The sequence below is a fragment of the Chryseobacterium sp. POE27 genome, assembly GCF_039727685.1.
In the GTDB taxonomy this organism is placed as follows: domain Bacteria; phylum Bacteroidota; class Bacteroidia; order Flavobacteriales; family Weeksellaceae; genus Chryseobacterium.
Genome location: NZ_CP152475.1, coordinates 4,353,359 through 4,378,554, shown reverse-complemented (window position 1 = coordinate 4,378,554; position 25,196 = coordinate 4,353,359). Strand labels below are relative to the sequence as shown.

General features: G+C 36.9%; 19 protein-coding genes and 4 pseudogenes. 6 read left to right on the top strand and 17 right to left on the bottom strand.

Going from position 1 to position 25,196, the window contains the following annotated elements:
* Positions 1-43: 43 nt before the first annotated feature.
* The 6 genes and pseudogenes from rny to AAHI02_RS20970 form a co-directional block, all read right to left on the bottom strand.
* A pseudogene (gene rny / locus AAHI02_RS20995) lies at positions 44-1,610 on the bottom strand (ribonuclease Y).
* 224 nt (positions 1,611-1,834) lie between these two features.
* Positions 1,835-2,122 carry a cell division protein ZapA gene (locus AAHI02_RS20990; protein WP_346984828.1) on the bottom strand — a complete coding sequence of 96 codons (288 nt, stop codon included), beginning with the start codon at positions 2,120-2,122 and terminating at the stop codon, positions 1,835-1,837.
* Positions 2,122-2,425, bottom strand: a pseudogene (locus AAHI02_RS20985) (hypothetical protein). The gene AAHI02_RS20990 and the pseudogene AAHI02_RS20985 overlap by 1 nt, the downstream one beginning before the upstream one ends.
* A gap of 138 nt (positions 2,426-2,563) precedes the next feature.
* Positions 2,564-3,346: a porin family protein gene (locus tag AAHI02_RS20980; protein ID WP_346984827.1), complete on the bottom strand. Its 783-nt coding sequence runs from the start codon at positions 3,344-3,346 to the stop codon at positions 2,564-2,566.
* Positions 3,347-3,349: 3 nt separating this feature from the next.
* Positions 3,350-4,013: pseudogene (gene ubiE / locus AAHI02_RS20975) on the bottom strand (bifunctional demethylmenaquinone methyltransferase/2-methoxy-6-polyprenyl-1,4-benzoquinol methylase UbiE).
* Between the two features lie 72 nt (positions 4,014-4,085).
* Complete coding sequence (locus AAHI02_RS20970) at positions 4,086-4,655, bottom strand: hypothetical protein (RefSeq protein ID WP_346984826.1); 570 nt, start codon at positions 4,653-4,655, stop codon at positions 4,086-4,088.
* A 101-nt stretch (positions 4,656-4,756) separates the two neighbouring features.
* On the opposite strand from AAHI02_RS20970, the gene AAHI02_RS20965 reads away from it, so the two are divergent.
* Complete coding sequence (locus AAHI02_RS20965; RefSeq protein WP_346984825.1) at positions 4,757-5,824, top strand: ketoacyl-ACP synthase III; 1,068 nt, start codon at positions 4,757-4,759, stop codon at positions 5,822-5,824.
* Positions 5,825-5,873: 49 nt separating this feature from the next.
* The gene (locus AAHI02_RS20960; protein ID WP_346984824.1) at positions 5,874-7,100 is read left to right on the top strand and encodes a metallophosphoesterase; all 1,227 of its coding nucleotides are present in this window, start codon (positions 5,874-5,876) and stop codon (positions 7,098-7,100) included.
* Between the two features lie 67 nt (positions 7,101-7,167).
* Here AAHI02_RS20960 and AAHI02_RS20955 read toward each other — a convergent pair whose 3' ends face one another.
* Together AAHI02_RS20955 and AAHI02_RS20950 are read right to left on the bottom strand one after the other, a co-directional pair.
* Entirely contained in the window at positions 7,168-7,920 is a 753-nt protein-coding gene (locus AAHI02_RS20955) for a polysaccharide deacetylase (RefSeq protein WP_346984823.1), read from the bottom strand.
* A gap of 85 nt (positions 7,921-8,005) precedes the next feature.
* Entirely contained in the window at positions 8,006-8,971 is a 966-nt protein-coding gene (locus AAHI02_RS20950) for an NAD-dependent epimerase/dehydratase family protein (RefSeq protein WP_346984822.1), read from the bottom strand.
* 333 nt (positions 8,972-9,304) lie between these two features.
* Between AAHI02_RS20950 and AAHI02_RS20945 the strand changes: the two genes are divergently transcribed.
* Positions 9,305-10,546 carry a dicarboxylate/amino acid:cation symporter gene (locus AAHI02_RS20945; protein WP_346984821.1) on the top strand — a complete coding sequence of 414 codons (1,242 nt, stop codon included), beginning with the start codon at positions 9,305-9,307 and terminating at the stop codon, positions 10,544-10,546.
* Between the two features lie 254 nt (positions 10,547-10,800).
* On the opposite strand, the pseudogene AAHI02_RS20940 reads toward AAHI02_RS20945, so the two are convergent.
* The 7 genes and pseudogenes from AAHI02_RS20940 to gyrB all read right to left on the bottom strand — a co-directional run bounded on the left by AAHI02_RS20940 (position 10,801) and on the right by gyrB (position 19,328).
* Positions 10,801-11,653 (bottom strand): annotated as a pseudogene (locus AAHI02_RS20940) (YegS/Rv2252/BmrU family lipid kinase).
* A gap of 44 nt (positions 11,654-11,697) precedes the next feature.
* Entirely contained in the window at positions 11,698-12,513 is an 816-nt protein-coding gene (locus tag AAHI02_RS20935) for a hypothetical protein (RefSeq protein ID WP_346984820.1), read from the bottom strand.
* A 13-nt stretch (positions 12,514-12,526) separates the two neighbouring features.
* The gene (locus AAHI02_RS20930) at positions 12,527-13,048 is read right to left on the bottom strand and encodes an RsiV family protein (RefSeq protein WP_346984819.1); all 522 of its coding nucleotides are present in this window, start codon (positions 13,046-13,048) and stop codon (positions 12,527-12,529) included.
* Entirely contained in the window at positions 12,969-13,358 is a 390-nt protein-coding gene (locus AAHI02_RS20925; RefSeq protein ID WP_346984818.1) for a hypothetical protein, read from the bottom strand. Before AAHI02_RS20925 ends, AAHI02_RS20930 begins: the two co-directional genes overlap by 80 nt.
* A 118-nt stretch (positions 13,359-13,476) precedes the next feature.
* Positions 13,477-15,372: a transglutaminase-like domain-containing protein gene (locus tag AAHI02_RS20920; protein ID WP_346984817.1), complete on the bottom strand. Its 1,896-nt coding sequence runs from the start codon at positions 15,370-15,372 to the stop codon at positions 13,477-13,479.
* A 3-nt stretch (positions 15,373-15,375) separates the two neighbouring features.
* The gene (locus tag AAHI02_RS20915; protein WP_346984816.1) at positions 15,376-17,268 is read right to left on the bottom strand and encodes a DUF3857 domain-containing protein; all 1,893 of its coding nucleotides are present in this window, start codon (positions 17,266-17,268) and stop codon (positions 15,376-15,378) included.
* Between the two features lie 125 nt (positions 17,269-17,393).
* Positions 17,394-19,328 (bottom strand): DNA topoisomerase (ATP-hydrolyzing) subunit B, encoded by a 1,935-nt coding sequence (gene gyrB, locus AAHI02_RS20910; protein ID WP_346984815.1) that lies wholly within the window; start codon positions 19,326-19,328, stop codon positions 17,394-17,396.
* A 230-nt stretch (positions 19,329-19,558) separates the two neighbouring features.
* Here gyrB and AAHI02_RS20905 point away from each other — a divergent pair, with 230 nt between their 5' ends.
* Genes AAHI02_RS20905 through AAHI02_RS20895 form a run of 3 tightly spaced genes read left to right on the top strand, consistent with a single transcriptional unit; the run spans position 19,559 to position 22,427 of the window.
* Positions 19,559-20,902, top strand: a complete 1,344-nt coding sequence (locus AAHI02_RS20905) for a cytochrome ubiquinol oxidase subunit I (protein ID WP_346984814.1) — start codon at positions 19,559-19,561, stop codon at positions 20,900-20,902.
* Positions 20,899-21,903 carry a cytochrome d ubiquinol oxidase subunit II gene (locus AAHI02_RS20900; RefSeq protein WP_346984813.1) on the top strand — a complete coding sequence of 335 codons (1,005 nt, stop codon included), beginning with the start codon at positions 20,899-20,901 and terminating at the stop codon, positions 21,901-21,903. The genes AAHI02_RS20905 and AAHI02_RS20900 overlap by 4 nt, the downstream gene beginning before the upstream one ends.
* Before the next feature lie 29 nt (positions 21,904-21,932).
* Entirely contained in the window at positions 21,933-22,427 is a 495-nt protein-coding gene (locus AAHI02_RS20895) for a ClbS/DfsB family four-helix bundle protein (RefSeq protein WP_346986648.1), read from the top strand.
* 66 nt (positions 22,428-22,493) lie between these two features.
* Here the strand turns inward: AAHI02_RS20895 and AAHI02_RS20890 are convergent, their stop codons facing one another.
* The gene (locus AAHI02_RS20890; RefSeq protein WP_346984812.1) at positions 22,494-23,261 is read right to left on the bottom strand and encodes an OmpA family protein; all 768 of its coding nucleotides are present in this window, start codon (positions 23,259-23,261) and stop codon (positions 22,494-22,496) included.
* A gap of 161 nt (positions 23,262-23,422) precedes the next feature.
* Complete coding sequence (lysS, locus tag AAHI02_RS20885) at positions 23,423-25,123, bottom strand: lysine--tRNA ligase (RefSeq protein WP_346984811.1); 1,701 nt, start codon at positions 25,121-25,123, stop codon at positions 23,423-23,425.
* Positions 25,124-25,196 lie beyond the last annotated feature (73 nt).

The window sequence follows — 25,196 nt, the reverse complement described above, 5'->3', positions numbered from 1 at the left end:
CAATTTCTTGAAAGGTTTTTATGAAATATCTTTTTTTTGATTTTTATCTCGCAATATTTACGGCTCTTGTTTCCCTGATTACGGTGACTTTTACCTGTCCAGGATAAGTAAGTTCATTCTGGATTTTTTTCAGAGATGTCGTATGACAGCTGAGAAGCCACTTCGTCATTCACTTTTCCGCTTTCCACCATTACTCTTAGTTCTCTACCCGCCTGTATTGCATAAGCCGATGAAACGCCATCAAAACTTAATGCAGCAGATTCAAGGTCTTTTAATCTTTGGATATAAGATTCAAGAACCTGTCTTCTGGCACCCGGTCTTGCTCCTGAAATGGCATCCGCTACCTGAATGATTGGTGACAATAGTGAAGTCATTTCTACTTCGTCGTGGTGAGCACCGATTGCGTTAACAACCTCTGCATTTTCACCATATTTTTCAGCCCACTGCATACCTAATAAAGCGTGAGGAAGTTCAGATTCCTGCTCAGGAACTTTTCCGATATCGTGTAATAGACCTGCTCTTTTTGCTAACTTTACATTTAATCCTAATTCAGCAGCCATCGTTGCAGCGATATTAGCAACTTCTCTTGAGTGCTGTAGAAGGTTTTGCCCGTAAGATGAACGGTATTTCATTCTACCTACGATTTTAATTAATTCAGGGTGTAATCCGTGGATTCCTAGATCAATAATTGTTCTTTTCCCCACTTCAATGATTTCTTCTTCAATCTGCTTTCTTGTTTTTTCAACAACCTCTTCAATTCTTGCCGGGTGAATTCTTCCGTCTGTAACCAGTCTGTGAAGGGATAGTCTCGCAATCTCTCTTCTTACCGGGTCGAAACATGAAAGAAGGATTGCTTCAGGAGTATCATCAACGATAATTTCTACACCTGTTATTGCTTCTAGTGCACGGATATTTCTACCTTCTCTACCGATGATTCTGCCTTTTACCTCATCAGATTCAATATTGAAAACCGAAACTGAATTCTCAATTGCCTGCTCCGTACCAATTCTCTGAATAGTCTGGATAACGATTTTTCTCGCTTCACTTTTAGCATTCAGCTGCGCTTCTTCCATGATGCTCTGAACATGTGCCTGAGCTCTTGTTTTAGCTTCAGCTTTCATGGTTTCCACCAATTCTGCTTTTGCCTCTTCTGCCGTGTAATTGGAAATCTTTTCAAGAACTTCAACTTTTTTAGCCGTAGCTATATCCAGCTCATGCTGTTTTTTCTCTAAAATTTCTGTTTTCTTTGCATAATCTGCAATTTGCTTATCCAGATCTTTTTCAAGTTTTCCGGCTTTGCTTAGCTCATCATTAAGCTTGTTTTCCTTATCCTTAATTCTTTTCTCAACCTCCTGCATTTTCTTTTCACGTGACTGAATATCTGCATCATGCTGTGATTTCAGCTCCAAAAATTTTTCTTTTGCCTGAAGGTTTTTTTCTTTTTTTATGGATTCGGCTTGTACATTGGCTTTTTCTATAAGATTTTCGGCATTTTTCTTTGCATCGTCTATAATAAATTTTGCCTTAGTATTCAGTGAACTCTTAGAGAAAAATATCCCTGCTGCAGCTCCGATTACCAGGCAAACAATGCCGACTATAACTTCTATCATAATTTATATCGAGTTTTAATTGTATTTACATAAAAAAAAGCCTACAATAATCCAGAGATTGAGAGTAAACTCCTAATCAACACGATTTGAACTGATTTCCACTGTCTGTAATCCGGATGGACCGGCACGCCATTCAATGGACATTTGTTCGGTAATTGTTTAGCGTTGAGTTTACCTTTAATGTGTTAGAATTATTGTAGGCAGCACTTTTTGGGAAAAAAAATCTATTTCCCTGTTTCATTCAACGATTGATTGATTTTCACTAATCTTTCGTTGGTAGATTGTATTGTTTTATCGTAGTTCATAGACACCACTTCCGCATTGGTTCCCAGTTTCAGGGCACACATTGCCAAAGCATCCTGTTTGTCTCTCACATCGAAATTCTGTTCAAAATCTTTAATCATATTTTCAATCTGCTTCCCGACCTTACGCAAAGTTTCTTCTTCTGCTGCCGGTACGTTCAGCGGATATACCCTTCCTGCAATGTTGATGGTTATTCTTCTTACCTCCATTATAATCCACTGTTTTGAAGCTGTGCAATACAGAAATCTATTTCCTTTACCAATCTGTTGATGTGATTTTTCATCAACCTGTTATGTTCAGGATTTCCTGATATTGCTGAATAAAGTTTTATATTTTTTTGTTCTTCTGCTAATACCTGACTTTTTTTTCCTTTCCTCATCATATCTCTTCTTCAGGTCTTCATGCTCAATATTTAATTCCGAAAACTTTTCAGAAAGATTTTTATAATTCTTTTGTAATATTAAAATCTTTTTCTCTAATTCTGAAAAATTATTTTCTAAATCTTGAAGCATTTCAGGTTTTGTATATTCTAACTATTAGCAAAAATAACAAAATATTAACACTAACAAAAATAAAAGTCTCTATATTTTGTTTTCAAAAGGAAAAGGAGACACAAAATGCATCTCCTTTTTATATTTTCAGAATATTTCTTATTCAAATTTCAGTACAAAAAATATCGCTCTGGTCTGTAAGGTAGACATTGCAGACGTCCAATACGGAGGTGTTGTTGCATTATCTGCCACAATTTCATTGTTCATGATAAAAGTACCTCTTACCGCCGGAGTAAGTTTAAACTTGTTGAAGTAAAACTGTATCCCCATTTCTGCAGACCATGCAAAATTGTGCGTCGTAGATCTGAAAACCTGTTGTAAATTATCATCAGTAGAGTCTGAATTTGACTGTAAATTAACAATATAATTCACCCCTGCTGCCACGTATGGTCTTGAGTTATACCATCTTTGTCCGTGGAATTCAAGCAATACCGGAACATCCACCAAAGTAGTTTTAATCTCTCTTACTCTGTCGTTTTCTGTTAAAGGAATAGGAATAAATGCATCGTTTGTTAAAGTCCCCTCTTTATATTGGTCGTTCGACTGTGTATTGAAAGTCAACTGTCTCTGACCGAATTGTAACCCTGGTTCCAATCTTAAGTCCAGATAATCGTTTAGTCTCCATTTTGCGATCAACCCCGCACCGAAACTATAACTTTCTTTGGATGTAACAAGATTGTGATTATTATCCATACCATATGTAGGATTCAAAACGATACGGTAGTCTAGTCTGTTACCATTCAGATAAAAACCCCAGCTGAATTTCTGCTCGTCAAAGTCTTCCAACTTATCCATTCTGTTTCGGGTTCTGAATTGCGCGTTTGCTAAAACTGCAACATTTACTGAGGTTAAAACCAGTGCTCTTAATAAAAATTTACTCATAGGTTACTTTGTTGCTTTATAAATTGTGGCTATACCTAAACTTAGTTTTTTATATTCAACTTTTTTTAAATCCTGTATCTAAAAGAATTTGTCTCATCTTTTCCCCGAAAGGAAAAGCGTTTACAGAATCCGGAAGGTATGTGTATGCCCTATTATCCTTAGAAACCAGTCTGCCGATGGCAGGTAATACATTTTTGAAATAAAACATATAAAATGGTGCTAAGAAACCCTCAACCTTTGAAAACTCCAGTATATAAACACTCTTGTTATCTTTAACAACTCTTCTTAATTCCGCCAAACCCTTGGTAAGGTTTTCAAAATTCCTCACTCCAAATGCAACGGAAACTGCATCAAATCTATTGTCCTCGAAAGGTAAATTCTCTGCATCGCCTTTTTGCATGGAAATTTTGCCGTCTAATTTAAGTTTTTTTATTTTAATAACGCCAACATTTAACATTTGTTGCGATAAATCTAATCCTATTACTCTGGAACCCGTTCCTTTTTCAATAGTAATAGCGAGATCTCCCGTTCCTGTAGCCACATCCAGCACTTCCTGCGGGCTGTCATTTTTCATCCATTTCACCAAAGTATTTCTCCATAGAACATCTATTTTCATGGATAAAACATGATTCAGAAGATCATATTTCGGTGCAATATTGTCGAACATATCCTCAACCTGGCTCTTCTTGGTAGCTTCAGAGTTGTAGGGCGTAATTTTGGTAATATCTTTTGTCAAAACTTAAAACTTGTAATATTCGTTATAATAATTCAGGTAATCCTGTTTTCTGAAAATCTTCGATCTGGATTCCACTTGCTGGATGTTTTTGATCACTTTATCGTAATCTTCATCGACGTTGTAATAAAAATCATCCGTAAACAATTTGTTGAAGTGTCTTGCTCCTCCAAAGTATGCTTTTCCGTCAATGACAGTCTTATCCAGTGCCAAAAGTAATGAATCTTTCTTAAGGTTGTATCCATAGTACTGATCATTAATATAATAATCCTGATGGGCAATATTAATAAGGCCTCGAACTTTATTCACCTCGAAAGCAGAATCAAACAGTAATTTTTTATGCTGATCAAAAACTTTAATTGAATTCTTTCCTTTATTTAAATCAACAGGAACGGTTTGCCCGCCGGCAATTGTGCCTTCCGCTCCGTTATTTATTTTATAGTAAAATGTATTGGAAGTAGGATTATCCACCACATAATAATTCTTTTTGGCCAAAAGGAAGAAGTAAATCCCAAAGGCAAAGATAACAGCCACGATTGCAATAAGTAAGCCTTTTAAGGATGGATTATTTTTCATAGGATTGTAAAGTACAATTTTTGCAAATTTAATAATATTTTTAATTCTCTGTTATTAATATTAATTATTAACTTTGCATCTTTAAAAAATCATTTAAACGAATGCCGAATACGATCATTATTGGTTCTGGATCTTACCTTCCCAGCAAAATTATCGGGAGAGACTATTTCTTAGATTCAGATTTTTATACTGAAGACGGGGTGAAGATTGACAAACCTGCAGAAGAAACGATTGCAAAATTTGTAGAAATTACAGAAATAGAAAACAGAAGATTCATAGAAGATGATCTATCCAATTCTCAAATCGGTTACGAAGCTGCAAAAATAGCTATTGAAGATGCAAAAATAGATCCCGAAGAACTTGATTATATTATTTATGCAAGTAATTTCGGTGAAGTTACCGTTCATGGATATGCCGATTTTATGCCGACGATGGCCGCAAGAGTGAAAAATAAGCTTGGTATTAAAAACAGAAAATGTGTAACCTATGACATGCTTTTCGGATGCCCGGGATGGGTAGAGGGAATGATTCTGGCTGATAATTTAATCAAGGCTAAAGTTGCCAAGACTATTCTTGTGATCGGCGCTGAAACCCTAAGCAGGGTAACAGATCCTCACGACAGAAACAGAATGATCTTCGCAGACGGAGCCGGAGCAGTTGTTGTAAAGGCTACAGATGAAGAAAATGTAGGAATTATCGCTCACAATACAATTTGTGACAATGGTATCGAGCTGGATTATCTTGCCAATGGGCCTTCAATCAACAAAGACTCAGATCAGACACGCATATTTGTGAGAATGCAGGGAAGGAAAATTTATGAGTATGCCCTTAAAAACGTTCCTACAGCTATTAAAGAAACTATTGAAGACGCAGGTCTTTCCATTGAAGACATCGACAAAATCCTGATTCACCAGGCCAACGCCAAAATGGATTACGCCATGATCGAAAGACTTCATAAGCTTTATGATGTGAAAGATTATGATCATTCCATCTCTCCAATGACGATTCAGGACTTCGGAAACTCTTCCGTAGCCACAATTCCTACGATGTATGATTTAATAATTAAAGGAAAAATGGACGGTCATTCGTTTAAAGAAAAAGGTAACATTGTAATGACTTCGGTAGGTGCCGGAATGAACATCAATGCTATCGTTTACAGATTTCCTTAATAATATTATTTAATATAAAATATAAAAGAGCACAGGGAAATTATTCTTTGTGCTTTTTTTAAACGGATTATGCAAAGAAACTTTTTTTATTATTGCAGCCATCTTCCTATTTCTGGAAGTATATATTTATCAGGCCATAAGAACACTTACAGATAATTTCTGGATAAAGATAGGCTATTGGGCTGTTTCTCTGGCAGTGTATGGGATTTTCGCTTATGAAGTGACACACTTCAGCAAAGCCGACAGAAGTATGATGAGAGCACAGATCATGATATCGCTCTTTTTGGTCTTTATTCTTCCTAAAATCTTTATCGTTTTGTTCCTGTTGATTGATGATCTCATTAGAATCTTTGGCTATCTTATAGGTTTGGCAGGATCTTCAGAAAATCATTTTCCTGAAAGAAGGAAATTTTTAAGCCTTGTAGGCTTAGGATTAGGAGGTGTTCTTTCTGCACTTTTCATTGATGGAATCACATTCGGGAAATACCGTCACAAAGTAAGAAAGGTGAGAATTAATTTAAAAAATCTTCCGGAAAGCTTTAAAGGCTATAAAATCGTTCAGATTTCAGATGTTCACAGCGGAAGTTTTTCCGATCCTTCAAAATTAGAACACGCAATCAATCTTATTAATGAGCAAAAGCCGGATCTGGTTTTATTTACGGGTGATATGGTGAATAATGTCGCTGATGAATTTAAACCATTTATTCCTCTGTTTTCAAAAATAAAAGCTAAAGACGGAAAGTTTGCTGTTTTGGGTAATCATGATTATGGTGATTACGTACATTGGACTTCATCCGCAGAAAAACAACAAAATCTTAAAACCCTGATCGAGTATGAGCGACAAGCCGGTTTTGATATGCTTCGTAATGAACACAGAATTATTGAGAAAAATGGTGAGAGATTATACATTCTGGGGGTTGAAAATTGGGGATTAAAACCTTTTCCACAGTTCGGAAGATTAGATAATGCGCTTAAAAACATACCTGATTCTGCCGCTAAAATATTAATGAGCCATGATCCTACCCACTTTGATTACGTGGTAAAAAAACACCCGGGAAACGTTCAGCTGACGCTTTCCGGCCATACACACGGAATGCAGTTTGGCCTTGATCTTAAAAATATAAAATGGTCACCGGTTCAGTACAAATACCCGAAATGGGCAGACCTTTACGAAAGTGAAGGAAAAATGCTCTATGTCAACAGAGGCTTTGGGGTTCTGGCTTATCCTGGAAGAGTAGGAGTTTTACCAGAAATTACACTTTTTGAATTGGCTTAAAATTTAAGGTTTAAAGCTTTACCTATATTTTAAAAACCATAACCTGTAATCTAAAATCTGCAACCTATTAAAAAATATAATCTTTCATACGGGAAGTAGCCATTTCTTTCTCGTTGATCCAGGTAAGGAGGGCATCTAATTTGTCCTCCATTTTTTTGCCTGAATTAAATCTTCTGTGCATAGGAACATCAAAATGGTACTTTCCGAAATCAGTAAACTGCCACGAGTTTAAATAGATCAAAACAAACTCATCATTCTTCAAAGTTTCAAAAACCATGTTCTGATAAAATTTCATCGGCAGAATCTGAAATACAAAATCATTATAAGGAAGTTGACTGTAAGGAGAGATACTTTCCGGCACAATACTCAATCCGTCTTCTTCAATAATTTCCGTATTTCTTTTCAGGCGTTTGAACGGGAAAAGAATATCAGCATTATCAATATTTGAAACATAATTAAATTCCATTAGCTTTAAACTTTGCTGAGGAACTTTGAAATCTTTCTGACGAATTCCCTTAATCTGCTTACCCAATAAATCCTGAATATTTTTTTTGGTAACTTCAATTTCTGCAGGATCTGAATTCTGATTATAAAAAGCAATTTCATGCCCTTTGGATGAAATTGCTTTTAGTAAATGCTGAAGCTTTCCGGCGATGGAAATCTCTACAAAAAAGCTTGCTTTAGTATCATGTATATCTAAAATTCTGAGGATGGCTTTTGTATTTTCAACAGATATTTTTAAACGCTCATCATCGGAAACGTTAGCTCCGTTTTTACACTCCGCTTCAATAGTTATGATGTTGAAAGTTAATAATACCATATCAATTTAATTTTAGATAAAAACTGAAAACATTTAAAAATCAGATGTTAATAATCTTTTCACTTAAAGTATAACTTTATATTTATTATACTTTACCTAGCTTTATCTTAAGATTCTTAATCATGTCTTTTGTCATTTCAGAAATTCCGAAATTATAGGTTAGTCCCCAGTCTTTTTTAGCCACGGAGTCATCAATAGATGCCGGCCACGAATCAGCAATCTGCTGTCTGAAATCCGGTTTATAATCGATCTCAAAATCCGGGATTTCTTTCTTGATTTCTTCAGCCAGTTCTTTTGGAGTAAAAGACATCCCTCCCAGATTATAGGAAGAACGAACGGTTAAACTTTCTTTTGGGGCTTCCATTAACTTAAGTGTGGCGTTGATAGCATCATCCATATACAACATCGGCATTCCTGTATTTTCAGAGATGAAGCTTGTATATTTCCCCTCTTCTATCGCTTCGTAAAAAATCTCTACAGCGTAGTCGGTTGTTCCTCCACCGGCAGGAGTTTTCCATGAGATTAATCCGGGATATCTGATGCTTCTTACATCTACCCCGTGTTTATCAAAATAATATTCGCACCATTTCTCTCCTGCCATTTTTGATATCCCGTATACTGTTGTCGGGTTTAATACCACATCCTGACCAACATTTTCTTTTGGAATCCCTTTTCCGAAAACAGCAATGGAACTAGGCCAGAAAATCTTCTGAATAAGACCTTCCTTTGCCATTTCACAAAAATGAAGAAGAGGTTCAAGATTAAGCTTCCATGCAAAAACAGGTTGCTTTTCCGAAGTACCGGACAGCAAAGAAGCCAAATGATAAACGGTAGTGATTTCATAATCTTTTATCACCTGCCTTACCAACTGTGTGTTTGTTACATCCATTCGTTCGTAACTTCCTGCAGAAGTAATTCCCTTTTGCCATCTGTCGAGTCCTGAAGCAACAACATTTTCAGCTCCGTGAATTTCAACAAGTCTGTTGGTAAGTTCGGTGCCGATCTGTCCTAAAGCACCTGTAATAAGTATTCTTTCCGTGTGGGATTCCATTTTGATTTTTTATTAGTTGATGAAAGCAAAAGTAAATATTTTAAAGTCTATCTTAAAACAAAATTGTAAAATGGATTACAAAATTCGCTATTGAAACAGATTATCATTTCACTTATTTATTTACTTCCACATTTTCAGCATTATATACAGACTGCAAATATTTTTATGAAGCAAGCTATGAGTTGTTCCTACAAATAAAGGTTGAAAGGACACATTTTTAGTTACATTTTACTGACATTTATCATATCAAACAATAAATTTTTCATAATTTTCGCTCCTGTAAAACAACTTCATTGAAAGCAAAAAAAACTTTATAAGCAACTATATTTCCAAGTGGTTATTGCCATTATTGCCGGGATTCTTTTAGGAAGGTTCTATCCGGAACTCGGAGAAAAAATGAAGCCTCTCGGCGACGGATTCATTAAACTGGTAAAAATGATCATTGCTCCGGTAATTTTTATCACCCTTACATTAGGCATCGCCCACATGACAGATCTGAAAAAAGTAGGAAGAATTGCTGTGAAAGCCATGATTTACTTTTTAACATTCTCAACACTGGCTTTAATTATCGGACTGATTGTAGGAAATGTATTACAACCCGGACACGGTCTGAATATCGATCCTTCTACCCTTTCCGGCGATGTTTCCCAGTATCAGCAGAAAGCCCACGACTCTACCCTTACAGGCTTTATTATGAACATTATTCCGGAGACGCTCTTCAGTCCGCTGGTAGGAGAGAATATTCTTCAGGTGCTGCTTGTTGCTATACTGATGGGTATTGCTTTGGTTTTAACGAAAGAAAAAAGCCGTAAAGTAACAGAGTTCTTACAGGATCTCTCCACGCCGGTTTTCAAAATTGTGCATATGCTGATGAAACTGGCTCCGATAGGAGCATTTGGTGCTATGGCCTTCACGATTGGAAAGTACGGACTTCATTCCGTTCTGAATCTCATTTTTCTTGTTGGCACATTTTATATCACATCAGCTCTTTTTGTGGTTCTCGTTCTCGGAGCTGTTGCCTGGTACAATGGCTTTAATATTTTTAAACTCATGTACTTTCTGAAAGAAGAACTTCTTCTGGTATTAGGAACCAGCTCTTCGGAATCTGCTCTTCCGGGAATCATGGAAAAGCTTGAAAAAGCAGGCTGCTCAAGAGCTATTGTAGGACTTGTAGTTCCTACAGGATATTCTTTCAATCTTGACGGCACAAATATTTACATGACTTTAGCGTCCCTGTTCATTGCCCAGGCACTCAATATTCACCTTCCTATTGAAAAACAGATTATGCTGCTTTTAGTCGCCATGCTCAGTTCGAAAGGTGCAGCAGGCGTTACGGGTGCCGGTTTCGTAACTTTGGCAGCTACCTTAGCAGTTGTTCCGGAGATTCCTATTGCGGGAATGACCTTAATTTTGGGAATTGATAAATTCATGAGTGAATGCCGTGCGTTAACGAATGTAATCGGGAATTCCGTAGCAACGGTTGTGGTGGCCAACTGGGAGAAACAGCTGGACAAAAAGCAACTGCAGTATTGTCTGGATCATCCTAATGATATCGAAAAAAAGCTGGAAGTATAGATCAATCTTTCCATTTAGAATTTAGGTGATAAAAAAATGTCTTATTATGCAAGCATCTTATAACACCCGATGCATACACCATGTGACGACCGATGCAAGCATCTTATAACACCCGATGCATGCTCCTTGATGCGCTCGAAGCAAGCATCCTGCACCGTCCGATGAAAATCTCACGGAGTATAAAGAATTATATATTCTAAAATTAAACTTATCTCGTTGAAGATTATGGTTTCAGGAAATAAGACTATAGTTATTTATATCAGAATATTAAGGCTTGAAGGCAGCACCTTAACATGAATCGGTGATTTTATTTTATTGAATTCACCATCAAGATGCCAGTTTTTCGTATTGACCTTAAATTCAATTTCCGATACCGGTAAGTAGGTAATATAATCATCATCCTTCAGTTTTTTGGTAAACATTCTGAAGGCAAAAAGCGGAGAATACGTCAGGGGAAACTTTTTTCACCAGCACCATATCAACCAGCCCATCACTTTTGCTTGCATTGGGCGCGATATAGGCATTATTTCCGAACTGTCTGGTATTGGCTATGTTCACCATCAGATATTTACCGTTGTATTCCTTATATTTTTCATCAAAAAATTTCACCTTGATCGGTTTGTAGCTGAAAAACGTTTTAAGAGAAACTTTAATATAATTTTTAAAGCCGCGGGTTGTCTTCTCAAATTCCTTTACTACTTTGCCATCGAATCCCGTCCCTGAAACATTGATGGAAAGCCTGTCATTAATGGTAAAAGTATCAATCTTCCTGGATTTCTTTGCATTAAGCTTTTCGAGAAGCTCATCCAGATTTTTACTGAATTTTGTTTCATTGGAAAAACCGTTTCCGGATCCGGCAGGGAAAATAGCCAGGATCTTTTCTGTATTGATAAGATTTCTCGCCACTGTAGAGATTGTTCCGTCTCCTCCTATCGCCACGAAAATATCAACTTCATGAAAATGTTTCCGGATAAAATCATCGGTTCCAAGAATAGATTCCGAAATATAATACAAAGGATTCTGAACCTTGGTATTCAGCTCATTGAGAAACGGATGATAGTTCTTTTTGGCTGAAAAAGGATTAATGATAAAGGCAATGTTTTCCATTGATGCAAAATTAAAAAATGCTTCCTTACCAGAAAGCATTAAATTCAATTAATTTTCATTCTCCTTGCAAAATCGGGCTTTATATAACCGCTAAGATCATCCCAGGATACCGTGAGAATAATATCTCCGATATCGTAATCATGGGCAATTTCGTTCATATTATAATGAAAATACAAGTTCAAATCATCAAAGTAAAAGTTTTTGGTCACCGGAAACGTAACAGCTGATAAAATATTGTAGGCTTCGCGGTCATAGGTTTTGATCTGCTGCATCATTGTCGTTCTTTCAAGACTCAGCCTTAAAATCCGTCTCACCGTCTCTTCAGAAAGCACAACGATATCAGACAGCCTGAGTTTCTTTTTGTTCTTAAAATCAAAAACTTTCTCTTCGTAATGGTATCGTGACTTTTCCGCTCCCGACTCGTTTTCATAATACTGAACAGAGACGTAATTATTTTTATTCATACGTACATTCATCTGCGAAATATATGACCACTCCTGTTGCTGTTTTACTTCAGAAAGATTTCCTGAATTCATCATCCGGTCGTAGACATTCTGTTTTTCCTGTTTTAAGTGAGCCTCAAGTCCGTTTTTAGAAAAATCAGAGATTTGCTTTCCCTCATAAATTTCTTTGAGAAGCTTTTCATCTTCAACATCGGGAAACCATAAAAGCTTTGAAGAATACCGTACCAAAACCGAATCTGATATCTTTGCCGTATCTTCTTCTATCACAGCATCAATATTGATTCTCCCATAGCTGTTCTTTTCAGCATCCTTCTTCTCACTTCTGAGTTCTTTACACCCGGACAGAAGCAAAAGCAGCATGACAGTCCATATGAGATATTTTTTTTCATCATTCATGTTTAATTAAAATCTAATAATTAATACCCATTCTCTTTTTAAATTCCCGATTGATGGTTCCTTTCAATTCTTCCCACGATACCGGAATCGTAATGTCTCCTGCAGCAAATGCGGCAATTTCGTAAGGACTGTAATGAAAATACAGATTTTTTTCATCAAAATAAAAGTTGTCGGTTGCCGAAACTACATTCACCAAAAGCATTTCCGAATTGTTAACCTTTCCGTTAGAGTCTGTAGTTCCACTGTTTATTTTATTGATATTTTTCATGAGCATGGCTTCAATCTTTGCTTTCGGCATCGATGTGATATCTTTCAGCTCAAGCTTTTTATTGTTTTTTAAATCAAAAACCCTTTCCGAAAAACCGTAATTATCGTGAGCGCCTCCTTCATAAGAACCCCATAGGTACTGAATATGCATATAATCTTTCGTTCTTGATTTAAGATTCATTGCCATATCAGAATACCATTCCTGGGCAAATCCCAGATCTGAGATCCAGTCTTTTGAATCTTTTTTTAATCTTGCTGAAGTATTCATTTTTATTATTTTCAAGTCGTGTCTGAAGACCTTTCTTCGAAAAATCCTGAATATTTTTATCTCCGAAATAAATGCTGTCAAGCAGGCTTTTATCCTTAATAGTCGGAAATACCAGCATTTTGGATGAATATTTAATCTTCAATGAATCATTAAGCTTTACAGAATCGCTTACTTTTACCGAATCTACACTGAATGTATTGTTCTGTACAGTATCCTTTTTCACAGTATCGGTAGAATTGTTTTCCGTTTTTTTACAAGCCGATACAACAAAGAGTGTCGAAAGAGCCAAAACGGCAATCGTGTTTTTCATAATTCTGATTTTCCTTCTTATATGCAAAAACCATTCAAATATTGAATGGTTTTACATTTATTTTAAAATTATATTGCTTTTTTATTTCTTTACAAGACTGATTACCTGATTCTCCTGCTTAGATGCCACCCCCCCAAATCTGCTTGAATGCAGGATAATATTCTTTAGGATAGGTAGGGCTCAGAACTTTCGTCGTGGAAACCACTTCTATGGTATTCCCTTTCTGTTCGGCAAAATAGCTGTATTCGATTTCTTTATCATCGGTTACAATTTTCTTACTCTTAGGCATTTCTTCGATTGCATACCCTTCCGGAATTTCTAAAACGATTTTTTTCACTCTTGTAAATGGTGATGTGAAATCTATCATATATTTTCTTTCTTCTGTCTGATCAAACTCATTGGAGCTTTTGTTCAGGAAAAGCATTGGATTAATGATGATTTTCTTCCCGATCTTATCGATCAGATTATCCGAAGAAAACTTCATGGTGCTTTCAAAATCTCCGTTTTCAGCAACTTTAGAATCAATATCCGTAAAGTCTATTGCAAAATTTTCTTTGTACTGCTTCTTGTATTTATCGGCATTATCATCATAACTTTCTTTGGCAAACATGGCGTAAGTTCCCGTATCTTTATCGGAATAGTTCCCCGAAATGCTTCCGTCATTATTGATTTTCGCAGTTGCCGTAAGGTAGGTGAAACTTGTTTTTGCATTGGTAAGGGAAAGCTGCTGTACCTTATCTTTTGAGATCAGTATCCCGAACTGGTTCCAGTCTCTCGGCGGAAGTTGGTCTATCGAAGATTGCTTTGCCGTGGCATCATACAAATGGAAGCCGTCTTTTGTCTGGATCGCCGCAATTACAAAATTCATGTTTGAAACATTGGGAGACGCAATATTGATGAGTCCGTTGCTTACTGTTGATATGACAAGAGGATCTGCTTTAAGACCAGCCTCACGAAACATCATCACTAAGAAAAGATTGATCTCGGCAGCATTTCCGGTTTTGGTTTCCAGCATTTTCTTAATACCGTCTTCTACATAAATTCCTCTGTCTTTGTTCCAGGTAAATGTATTTTTCACATAATTAAACACCGCATCCGCTTTTTCAATTTCATTTGAAATTCCTGATATATTGGCTGGCATATTTTCTTTGGCCAGTCTGGTTTTCTTCAATTCTCCTCCGAAATCTTCATTTTCATATAAGCGCTCTTTTATCTGTTCCCACGAAGAAGAATAAAGCTTCAGCTCACGGTAGTTGGTAGAATGCAGCTCTGCGCTTATTTTTGTTCTGTAGTTCCTGTCATTATTAACAAACTTTTCTGTTTTAAATCCTTTTACATTTTCATATCCGAATCTGTACGTTCTATAGTTCATTCCGTACATCATTCTTTCTTCAATTTCCCTGTATTTAGGGCTTAAAAATCCTGTATAATTGACATTGTAAGAAATGTTTTCCGGGCTGTCCAAAACATATTCTGTGTACAGCGAAGGCGTATCGGTTTCGATTAAGATTTCAGGTATTATGAATAGAAAAGGCGATGTCACCTCATACTGATATTCAATAACAGAACCATTTTTCACATTTGGGAAAGCAAATTTTGTAATGGAAACATACTTGCTTTCTTTACTTTTATATTTCGAACTTTTATCGACTTTGGTCGCCACGGAGGTTCCGTTTTCGAGATTATAAGTAAAAGCTTTCATTTTGGAAAGCGTTTCCTGACTGCTTCCGTTCTGATAAAGCGGAATCTCCAGGTTCAACCAGTCTTCAGCCTTGTCTTTATCATAAATTTTCACTCTGTAAAAAGCCTGTTTAATAAGATTTCCTGTATTATAATCAATGCTGAAATGTAAAGATTTGTAAAGAATTTCAGCCGGTGCATTTTCATCCAGAACTGATTTTTGTTTAGACAAATCTGCATCATTGAATTTTGGGGCATCAAGAAACTTATGCTTCTGAGCTTCCACAAAAATGAAATTCACAGAGCAGAAAGCGATAAATAATATTTTTTTCATGTGTTAAATTTTAGATATTAAAATTTTTGAGTTATCGATATTAATAGTTTTTTTTCTGAAATTGACGTAATCATTGTATTTCTCCTTCGGATAAAGCCCTTTGTTGATTCTGATGGATCTGTTGACCTTTAGACCGTCACCGTTTTTCACAAAGCTCAGTTTATAAGTCCCGAATTCAGAGTTCAGAACAATGTTTTCAGGAAGTTCTTCTACCTTATAATTCTGTGGCAAAGTAAAGTTTATTTCATAATCATCTTCAAACGACTGTCTCAGTTCAAAAGGCAGTTCTCTATTGTCCTCTTTTTTATATACATTATCAGAGTAAATCGGGACTGCTCTGAAAATCATACTGCTTCCGGCATTTTTAGAATAGTTGTTTGCCTTGAAGTCAAGATCATATTTGGCAACAGCATTATCCTTATCATTAAGGAAATTCTTCAGTTCGATCTTCTCAAAATGCAGAACATCCAGCATATTTTTCACTGCTTCCGTTCTTTCTTTCGGAGACAGAGTGGCAAGAATAAGGTTGTTGTCATACTGAAGTCCTGTGTAGGAAAAATTACCTTCTCCGAGAATACTGTTATCTTCATTGACTTTAATTTTAAGCAATTGCTTTTCTTTGCTTTGTTCAGCCGTGTAAACAGGAGTATTAACCAATTCTATTCCCTCTTTTCTGATTGACAGAACATTTCTATCTGTTGTACTGTAACTTAAATGATTAAAAGCTATCTGCTGAGATGTATTTTCCAGCCATATATTTCCCTTTTCTGTCGGCACCATTAAAATGACATGATTACCACCCATTTTGGGAAAATCTTTATCAAAAGATACAGGCGAACTACCCGAATTGATTACTGAATAATATGAAGGAATTCCGGCTTCGTCCAACAAAGCTTTCATATAATTGGTGAGTCCCTTACAATCGCCATAACCTTTTTTCTGAACCTCATCCGGAAGCATCGGCTGCCAGCCGCCAATTCCTAATGCCACAAAAATATATCTTGTCTTGCTCTGCATATACTGATAGATTTTCTTAACTTTTTCTTCAGTAGTTCCCTGAAGATTAAGACTCATAACTTCAGCTTTAATACCTGGTGTTGATACAGAAACCGGTTGCAGAATGCTATTGTAATACCACGTCCCGAAATCACTCCAGCTGTTTATACTTCCTTGTTTTCCTTCAAGATTGAACTTCGTTAAAGCAAAACTTACTTTAGGTAAAATTTTTACCGGCTGAGGCGATAAAAAGACATCATCAATTGCAGGAACATTTTTATAGGTATAAATCTTTTCGCCGGCACTTTCGGATTCACTAACCGCAGTGTAATTGTATGACGAGGGATAAATTTTTGATTTCAGCTCAATTCCCGATTTATTGATGATCTTCATCTGTGCTTCTTCCAATGAAACTTTCGTAGTGTTGAAAGGGATAAAATCCGGTAAAAAGACCGTATTTTCATCACTGATCTGATAAGAAAACTCAACGGTGTACGGATATTGTGTCGGCGTATAAGACAATGCCATCACACGGTTGTCTGAATAAAAAGTTCCTTGATTATTATTGGCAAAGTCCCCGAAATCCGATTTGGAATATGATTTTATTTTTTTACCGGATTCATCGTATATATTAACTTTCACATCGGAAATGCTGTTCCCTTTCTCGTAAGGAATATATACCTGCGCATCTGACTCTCCGTCTTTATTAAGAACAGTTTTTACGGTATAAAACTGATACCTAATATCATCTATCTTGTTGATCTGAATGGTAGTAAGATCTTTTCTGATGACTGCATCGGCGTTTTTCTTTAAATTTTCAGGAATTGCTGAAGCCGGAAAGCTTTGGGAGTAATATAAGGATGCCACGGAAAGGGCCACGGTACAAAGTATTTTAATCATGGTTATTAAAATTTAGCAAAAATAATAAAATCTCTGCGAGTCTTAAAATTAAATTTAATACATCAAATGTGAAAATCAAAAAAGACCTCATTAACTGAGGCCTTTGTATATTTAGTAAGTGCTAACTATGCATCAATTTTTGCATATTTGGCATTCTTTTCGATAAATTCTCTTCTCGGAGGCACTTCATCACCCATCAACATGGAGAAAACACTGTCTGCTTCCACAGCGTTGTCAATAGTTACCTGCTTAAGAATTCGGTTTTCAGGATTAAGGGTAGTTTCCCAAAGCTGCTCAGGATTCATCTCCCCAAGACCTTTATAACGCTGTACTTCTACACCTTTTCCGTCCGGAGAGATTTCCAATGTAAATTCTTCACGTTCCTTTTCGTTGTAGGCATATACCTTTTTGTTGCCTTTTTTCAATAAATATAAAGGTGGCTGAGCGATATAAATATAACCGTTCTCAATCAGTTCCTTCATATATCTGAAGAAGAAGGTTAGGATCAACGTAGAAATGTGAGATCCATCGATATCGGCATCGGTCATGATAACAATTTTATGGTATCTTAACTTCGCCATATTCAACGCTTTACTGTCTTCTTCTGTTCCTACTGAAACCCCGAGAGCAGTATAAATATTTTTAATCTCTTCATTATCATAGACTTTATGAAGCATTGATTTTTCTACATTCAGGATCTTACCTCTTAACGGAAGAATAGCCTGGAAGAAACGGTCACGTCCCTGCTTCGCTGTTCCACCCGCGGAATCTCCCTCTACCAGGAATATTTCTGATTCTGCAGGATCTTTTGAAGAACAGTCAGACAATTTACCGGGAAGGCCGGAACCTCCCATTGGGGATTTTCTCTGAACCATTTCACGGGCTTTTTTTGCAGCCTGTCTTGCTTTTGCCGCTAAAACTACCTTTTGAACGATGATTTTTGCTTCATTGGGATTTTCTTCCAAAAAGTTGGTCAGCATTTCACCCACAATCTTGTCTACAGCACCGGAAACTTCAGAGTTCCCCAGTTTTGTTTTAGTCTGTCCTTCAAACTGAGGTTCCATTACTTTTACGGAGATTACTGCTGTTAATCCTTCACGGAAATCATCTCCAGTAACCTCTACTTTTTCCTTTTGAGGAATACCCAGATCATCCGCATATTTCTTAAGAGTTCTCGTTAAAGCACGTCTGAAACCTGCCAGGTGAGTACCTCCTTCGTGCGTATTGATATTATTAACATACGAGTGAAGATTTTCGGTAAATGATGTATTGTAACGCATGGCTACCTCCACCGGAATATCATCTCTTTCACCCTCCATGAAGATCACATTCTCCATGATGGATTCACGGTTTCCGTCGATATAAGCAACAAATTCCCTTAACCCTCCTTCAGAATGGAAAACTTCAGTTCTGAAAGATCCGTCTTCCAACGTTTCTCTTTCATCCGTTAATGTAATGGTAATTCCTTTATTAAGATAAGAAAGCTCTCTTAAACGGCTTGCCAAAGTATCATAGTTGTACACCAGCTCTGTAAAGATAGAATCATCCGGCTGGAAAAACTGTTTGGTCCCTCTCTGGTCACTGTGGCCGATTTCTTCAACCCCTGTCTGCGCCTTTCCTCTGGAATATATCTGCTGATAAACGTTTCCGTCTCTGTAAACGGTGGTTACCATTTCATTAGAAAGTGCATTCACACACGATACCCCCACTCCATGCAGACCTCCCGAAACCTTGTAAGAATCTTTGTCGAATTTCCCTCCGGCCCCGATTTTTGTCATTACAACCTCAAGAGCAGATTTTTGTTCTTTTTCATGAAAATCTACCGGAATACCTCTACCGTTATCACTTACTTCAATTCCGTTTCCCTCTTTAATGGCAACGAAGATTGTATCGCAGTATCCTGCCAAAGCCTCGTCAATAGAATTATCCACTACTTCATAAACCAAATGATGGAGACCTCTCACTCCCACATCACCAATGTACATTGAAGGACGCATACGAACGTGTTCCATCCCTTCCAATGCCTGAATACTACTAGCTGTATATTGTTTCTGACTCATATAAAATATTAAAAATCCTGCTATATGCAAAGACCCACAAATATCGTGATTTTTTTCGAGGTATGAAAGTTAAAATACATCAAAAACGTATTGTCTTTTCCACAGAAATAAGGGGTAATTTATTTTAAAGGGATTAAAGTTAAAACCTATTTTTCAAACTATTACTGTCGTAAATCATGCTTTATATCTCTAATTTATGCGTAAATTTATTAATTCAAAAATTGATGATTATGGACGACTTTCTTGCAGCCCGCGCCCAAATGGCAATGTCCCTCGGTTTTCATATTATTTTTTCATGTGTCGGCATGGTAATGCCTTTTCTGATGGCATTTGCGCACTGGAAATATTTAAAAACAAATGATGAAATCTATAAAGGGCTTACCAAAGCATGGAGTAAAGGTGTTGCCATACTTTTTGCAACCGGTGCCGTTTCCGGTACGATGCTTTCTTTTGAGCTTGGACTTCTCTGGCCACAATTCATGAAGCATGCCGGCCCTATTTTCGGGATGCCTTTTTCTCTGGAAGGAACAGCCTTTTTTATTGAAGCCATTGCGATAGGATTTTTTCTGTATGGCTGGGACCGGTTTAATAAATGGTTCCATTGGTTTTGCGGGTTCCTGGTGGGGGTAAGCGGACTGGTGTCCGGTATCCTTGTGGTTGCTGCGAACGCCTGGATGAATTCACCGGCGGGTTTTGATTATGTAAACGGACAGTATTTAAATATAGATCCCATAAGAGCAATGTTCAATGACGCATGGTTTCCCCAGGCACTGCACATGACGGTTGCAGCTTTTTGCGCGACAGGGTTTGCTGTTGCCGGTGTTCATGCGTATATGATTATACGGAAAAAAAATATTGAATTTCATACCAAAGCCTTCAAAATTGCTGCCGGATTTGCTTTGATCGGAGCATTTGGAGCACCTTTAAGTGGTGATGTTGCGGCCAAATCCGTAGCAGAAAGACAGCCCATAAAATTAGCCGCTATGGAAGCTCATTTTAAAACAGAAAAAGGCGCCGCTTTTGTGATTGGCGGCATTCCGGATGAACAGAAAGGAGAAATAAAATATGCCGTGAAAATCCCGAAGGTTCTAAGCTTTCTGGTAAGTAATGATTTTAACGCTGAAGTAAAAGGACTGAATGATTTTCCAAGAGATGAATGGCCTCCCGTGATAGTTGTTCACTTTGCTTTTCAGATTATGATTTTCTTTGGTGTTATCATGATAATTATAGGAATTATTTATTTGTATGCCGTGTTTTTTAAAAAGGAATGGTTGAAGAAAAACTGGCTGCTGAAAACATTCTTAGTTGCCACACCTTTCGGATATATCGCACTGGAAGCAGGCTGGACAGTAACTGAAGTAGGCAGACAACCCTGGATCATCTACGGAATCATGAGAACAGTAGACGCGGTAACGCCGATGCCGGGAATACAGTATTCTTTCTATTTCTTTACGGCGGTTTTCGTTTCGCTATCTTTTGTCATTATCTTTCTTCTGACAAGACAGATCAAAATGGTTCCGAAGCTTTACGATCCTACCGATCCTCAGTTTAACGATAAACAAAAAAAATTATGATATATGTAGTCATAGGTTTTCTCTGGCTGTCGATATGCCTTTATGTGATTTTGGGCGGAGCAGATTTCGGAGCCGGAATTGTAGAACTTTTTACCAGAAAAAAGAACCGCTCTAAAACAAAGGCCATCATGTACGAATCGATAGCGCCGGTCTGGGAAGCCAACCATATGTGGCTGATTATTGCCATCGTTATTCTTTTTGTAGGCTTTCCGGAGATTTACACTACACTATCAACGTATCTCCACATTCCTTTGGTTTTAATGCTTATCGGAATTATAGCAAGAGGAACCGCATTTACGTTCAGGCATTATGATGCTGTGAAAGATGACTGGCAAAATGTATATGCACAGATCTTTTATTTTTCGAGTCTTCTGACGCCTTTTTTCTTAGGATTAATTGCAGCTGCCACAATTTCACATTCTATTAATCCTGATGCTAAAGGGTTTTTAGATTTATATATTTTCAGCTGGCTGAATTGGTTTGGGGTTGCTGTCGGACTCTTCACCATTGCGATCTGTGCCTATCTGGCTTCCATTTTTGCTTTGAGAGAAACAGCTGACCGAATGGAATTAAGTTTAATGATCAGAAAATCAAAACAGACCATGATTTTTGTAGTGATTACAGGCATATTGGTTTTCCTGACCGCTTATCTTTCTGATATTCCTTTAATTATATGGGTGTTTTCAAAACCTTTAGGTATTATGGCAACTGTTTTTGCAACGATTTGTCTTATATTAATTCTAAGGGCTATGAATAGGCAAAAGCTCCTTCCTGTAAGAGCTTTAGCAGGATTCCAGGTGATTATGATTCTGGTTGCCGCAACCTATCAACATAACCCGAATATTATTCTTTTCGGAAACGGACAGCACCTTTCTTTACTTGAACACGTTGCTGCTCCGAAAACCATTTCTGCTTTGGGATGGGCATTAATGCTGGGCTGTATATTTATTTTACCCTTTTTGTTTTATCTGATGGCATCATTCAGTAAGCTAAGGAAATAATAACTTAACAAGTTCGGAAATGCAGGAATATTCAAGTAAAAAAAGAGCTTACAGCATCAATACAAAAAGCATATATTCTTTATGATCAGGAGTTTGATGATATTCATGAGCATGAAAAAGATTTGCTTAAAGTAAATGTTGACAAAACCCCTTCGCAGAACTTATCTTATCAGATCGGATGGACTGGTTTGCTTTTAGGCTGGGAATCAGATGAGTTAAAAGGCATTGATGTAAAAACTCCGGCTCCTGAATACAAATGGAACAACCTGAAAGAGCTTTACCAGTCCTTTTATAAATCTTACGGCTCATACAGCCTCCAAGAGCAACGTAAAATATTATCTGATCAGGTAAAAGAAATTGTAGAATGGATAGAAAATCTCGACGACGACGTATTATTTCTTCCTGAAAAAAGGAAATGGGCAACAACACCGGCAAAATGGCCTGTCTGGAAATGGATTCATATCAATACTGTCGCACCGTTCAAAAGCTTCAGAACGCAGCTTCGGAAATGGAAGAAGGGATAGAAATATTATAATATGAATAATATTAATGAGTTTCGGGCGGAAGCTTCGCTTCCGCCCGAAACTTTATCACTTTTTAAGCAAAACAATTTCAACTCTTCTGTTTTTAACAAAATCTTCTTCTGTGCGTTCAGGATATGCGACAGGATTAAGATGCCCCATTCCGGTAGCTTTTATTCGCTCGGATTTTATTCCCTGTTTTTCAAGAAATTCCTTGATGGCATTTGCTCTTGTAAATGAAAGGTTGAACGTTTTCAGATCAAGATCTTCCCCATCAAAATTATCATAATCACAGCAAATATGTCCTTGTAGCTCAAGCTCTAACGATGGATTATTTTTCAAAACATCAGCAAGTTTTGCCAAAACTTTATTCCCTTTTGGAAGCCAGATGTGGCGACCTCCGATAAAATTAACGCCCGGCAAAGAGAATGTATCCTTTACTTTCATTTCATAAATCCTGCGGCTAAAGAAGCTTTCGAATGTTTTGCCTGACCTTATCTCTCCTTTTGCCATAACTCTATCAATAAAGATATCTACTCTCCTGTTTTTTTTGCGTAATTCTTCTGTACTGTTGTCATTAATTTGTTTTTCTTTTCCCAGACCGGTTACGCTTTCAAGGTTAATATTATTTTTAATTTTTGACTGTAAATATTTACCCACCGCATTGGCTCGGTTTTCAGATAATTTCTTATTGTATTCCGAACTTCCGGAAACATCACAATTCCCCAAAATTTTAAATTTTAAGTTGCTTTTTAATTGTGATAAACTGTCTAATTTTCGTTGAGAATCTTTAGTAAGCTTGTAGCTGTCATACTCGAAATAGACAGAGGTTAGCATTTGTGCTTTACAACTTATACAACAAAAAAGCAGCAATACAAGAATTTTCACTTTAAAGTTTTTGAGAGAACGTAAAATCGGCAAAAATAGTTTGTAATATTAAAAAGGTTCTGGCGGAAGCTTCGCTTCCGCCCGAACCAAAATTATATGAATTGATAAACTTAAACCAGTTTCATCAAAATATTTTCATCCGTCTTCTCTACTTTCACCAAATTATTTTTAGTCAAAGTTTTTGACGCTTTATCCCATTTTTTACCGGAAAGCTGACTTCTTTCTTTCACTTCAGCTAATGAAAACGGCTCTTCCTGGGAATTCAAAATTTCAAGAATTACTTTTTCATCTTCTCCCAATTCGATCTGCGGAGTCACTTTTTCAGGCTTCATTTGCGGGAAGAACAATACTTCCTGAATGGATGCATTATTCGTCAAGAACATAATCAATCTGTCCATACCGATTCCTAAACCTGAAGTTGGTGGCATACCGTATTCCAAGGCTCTTAAGAAATCTTCATCGATAAACTGACCTGCTTCATCATCCCCTTTTTCAGATAATTTCAGCTGATCTTCGAATCGTTCCCTCTGATCAATCGGATCGTTTAGCTCAGAATAAGCATTGGCAATTTCTTTACCGCAAACCATTAATTCAAAACGTTCTGTAAGTCCTTCTTTAGTTCTGTGCTTTTTGGTCAGAGGAGACATTTCGATAGGATAATCGGTAATAAAAGTAGGCTGGATAAAATTTCCTTCACACTTTTCACCGAAAATTTCATCAATCAGTTTTCCTTTACCCATTGTTTCATTGACATCAATACCAATAGATTTTGCAAAGTCGAACAATTCCTGTTCTGTTTTCCCTGTGATATCAAAACCTGTGAATTTCAGGATAGCATCCGTCATGGAAATTCTTTCATAAGGCGCTTTGAAATCCACTTCATATTCCCCGAAAGTAGCTTTGCTGGTTCCGTTTACCTGAATGGCACAGAATTCCAATAATTTTTCCGTGAAATCCATCATCCAGTTGTAGTCTTTATAGGCTACATAGATCTCCATCGCTGTAAATTCCGGATTGTGTGTTCTGTCCATTCCTTCATTTCTGAAGTTTTTTGAGAATTCATAAACACCGTCAAAACCACCTACGATCAATCTTTTCAGATACAATTCGTTGGCAATTCTTAAATATAAAGGAATATCCAAAGCATTATGATGGGTGATAAAAGGCCTTGCTGCCGCACCGCCAGGAATCGACTGTAAAATAGGAGTTTCCACTTCAAAATATCCGGCATCATTGAAGAAAGTTCTCATGGCATTGAACAGCTTTGTTCTCTTCACGAAAACTTCTTTCACCTGAGGATTTACCGTTAAATCTACATAACGCTGTCTGTATCTCATTTCAGGATCGTTGAAAGCGTCATGTACTACTCCGTTTTCATCTGTTTTAGCCTGAGGCAACGGTCTTAAAGCCTTTGTTAAAAGGGTAAAATTCTTTACCAAAACCGTCTTTTCACCGACCTGAGTGGTGAATAATTCTCCTTCAACACCAATAATATCTCCGATATCTAAAAGATGCTTGTAGACTTCGTTATATAACGTTTTATCTTCACCGGTACAGATTTCATCCCTGTTGAAATATACCTGAATTCTTCCTGTAGAATCCTGCAGTTCAGCAAAAGAAGCTTTCCCCTGGATTCTTCTGGACATTAATCTTCCTGCAATCTTAACCTGTTTATTATCAGCGAAATCCTGTTTTATAGATTCTGTAGTATCTGTAATTACATATTCATCTGCAGGGAACGCATTGATTCCCATTTCAACAAGCTTGTTCAGCTTTTCTCGTCTAATGATTTCTTGTTCTGATAATTGCATTGTATTTATTTAAAATAACGTGCAAAATTAGTGATTTTTAAAATGATGGTCAACGACTTTTTCCAGAAATATA

Bases quoted from the DNA above. Each gene is read 5' to 3' on its own strand.
- AAHI02_RS20935 (WP_346984820.1), bottom strand. From the start codon at position 12,513: ATGAATGATGAAAAAAAATATCTCATATGGACTGTCATGCTGCTTTTG.
- AAHI02_RS20950 (WP_346984822.1), bottom strand. From the start codon at position 8,971: ATGGAATCCCACACGGAAAGAATACTTATTACAGGTGCTTTAGGACAG.
- AAHI02_RS20955 (WP_346984823.1), bottom strand. From the start codon at position 7,920: ATGGTATTATTAACTTTCAACATCATAACTATTGAAGCGGAGTGTAAA.
- lysS (WP_346984811.1), bottom strand. From the start codon at position 25,123: ATGCAATTATCAGAACAAGAAATCATTAGACGAGAAAAGCTGAACAAG.
- AAHI02_RS20920 (WP_346984817.1), bottom strand. From the start codon at position 15,372: ATGAAAAAAATATTATTTATCGCTTTCTGCTCTGTGAATTTCATTTTT.
- gyrB (WP_346984815.1), bottom strand. From the start codon at position 19,328: ATGAGTCAGAAACAATATACAGCTAGTAGTATTCAGGCATTGGAAGGG.
- AAHI02_RS20925 (WP_346984818.1), bottom strand. From the start codon at position 13,358: ATGAAAAACACGATTGCCGTTTTGGCTCTTTCGACACTCTTTGTTGTA.
- AAHI02_RS20890 (WP_346984812.1), bottom strand. From the start codon at position 23,261: ATGCTAACCTCTGTCTATTTCGAGTATGACAGCTACAAGCTTACTAAA.
- AAHI02_RS20905 (WP_346984814.1), top strand. From the start codon at position 19,559: ATGGACGACTTTCTTGCAGCCCGCGCCCAAATGGCAATGTCCCTCGGT.
- AAHI02_RS20915 (WP_346984816.1), bottom strand. From the start codon at position 17,268: ATGATTAAAATACTTTGTACCGTGGCCCTTTCCGTGGCATCCTTATAT.
- AAHI02_RS20900 (WP_346984813.1), top strand. From the start codon at position 20,899: ATGATATATGTAGTCATAGGTTTTCTCTGGCTGTCGATATGCCTTTAT.
- AAHI02_RS20930 (WP_346984819.1), bottom strand. From the start codon at position 13,048: ATGAATACTTCAGCAAGATTAAAAAAAGATTCAAAAGACTGGATCTCA.
- AAHI02_RS20965 (WP_346984825.1), top strand. From the start codon at position 4,757: ATGCCGAATACGATCATTATTGGTTCTGGATCTTACCTTCCCAGCAAA.
- AAHI02_RS20980 (WP_346984827.1), bottom strand. From the start codon at position 3,346: ATGAGTAAATTTTTATTAAGAGCACTGGTTTTAACCTCAGTAAATGTT.
- AAHI02_RS20970 (WP_346984826.1), bottom strand. From the start codon at position 4,655: ATGAAAAATAATCCATCCTTAAAAGGCTTACTTATTGCAATCGTGGCT.
- AAHI02_RS20990 (WP_346984828.1), bottom strand. From the start codon at position 2,122: ATGGAGGTAAGAAGAATAACCATCAACATTGCAGGAAGGGTATATCCG.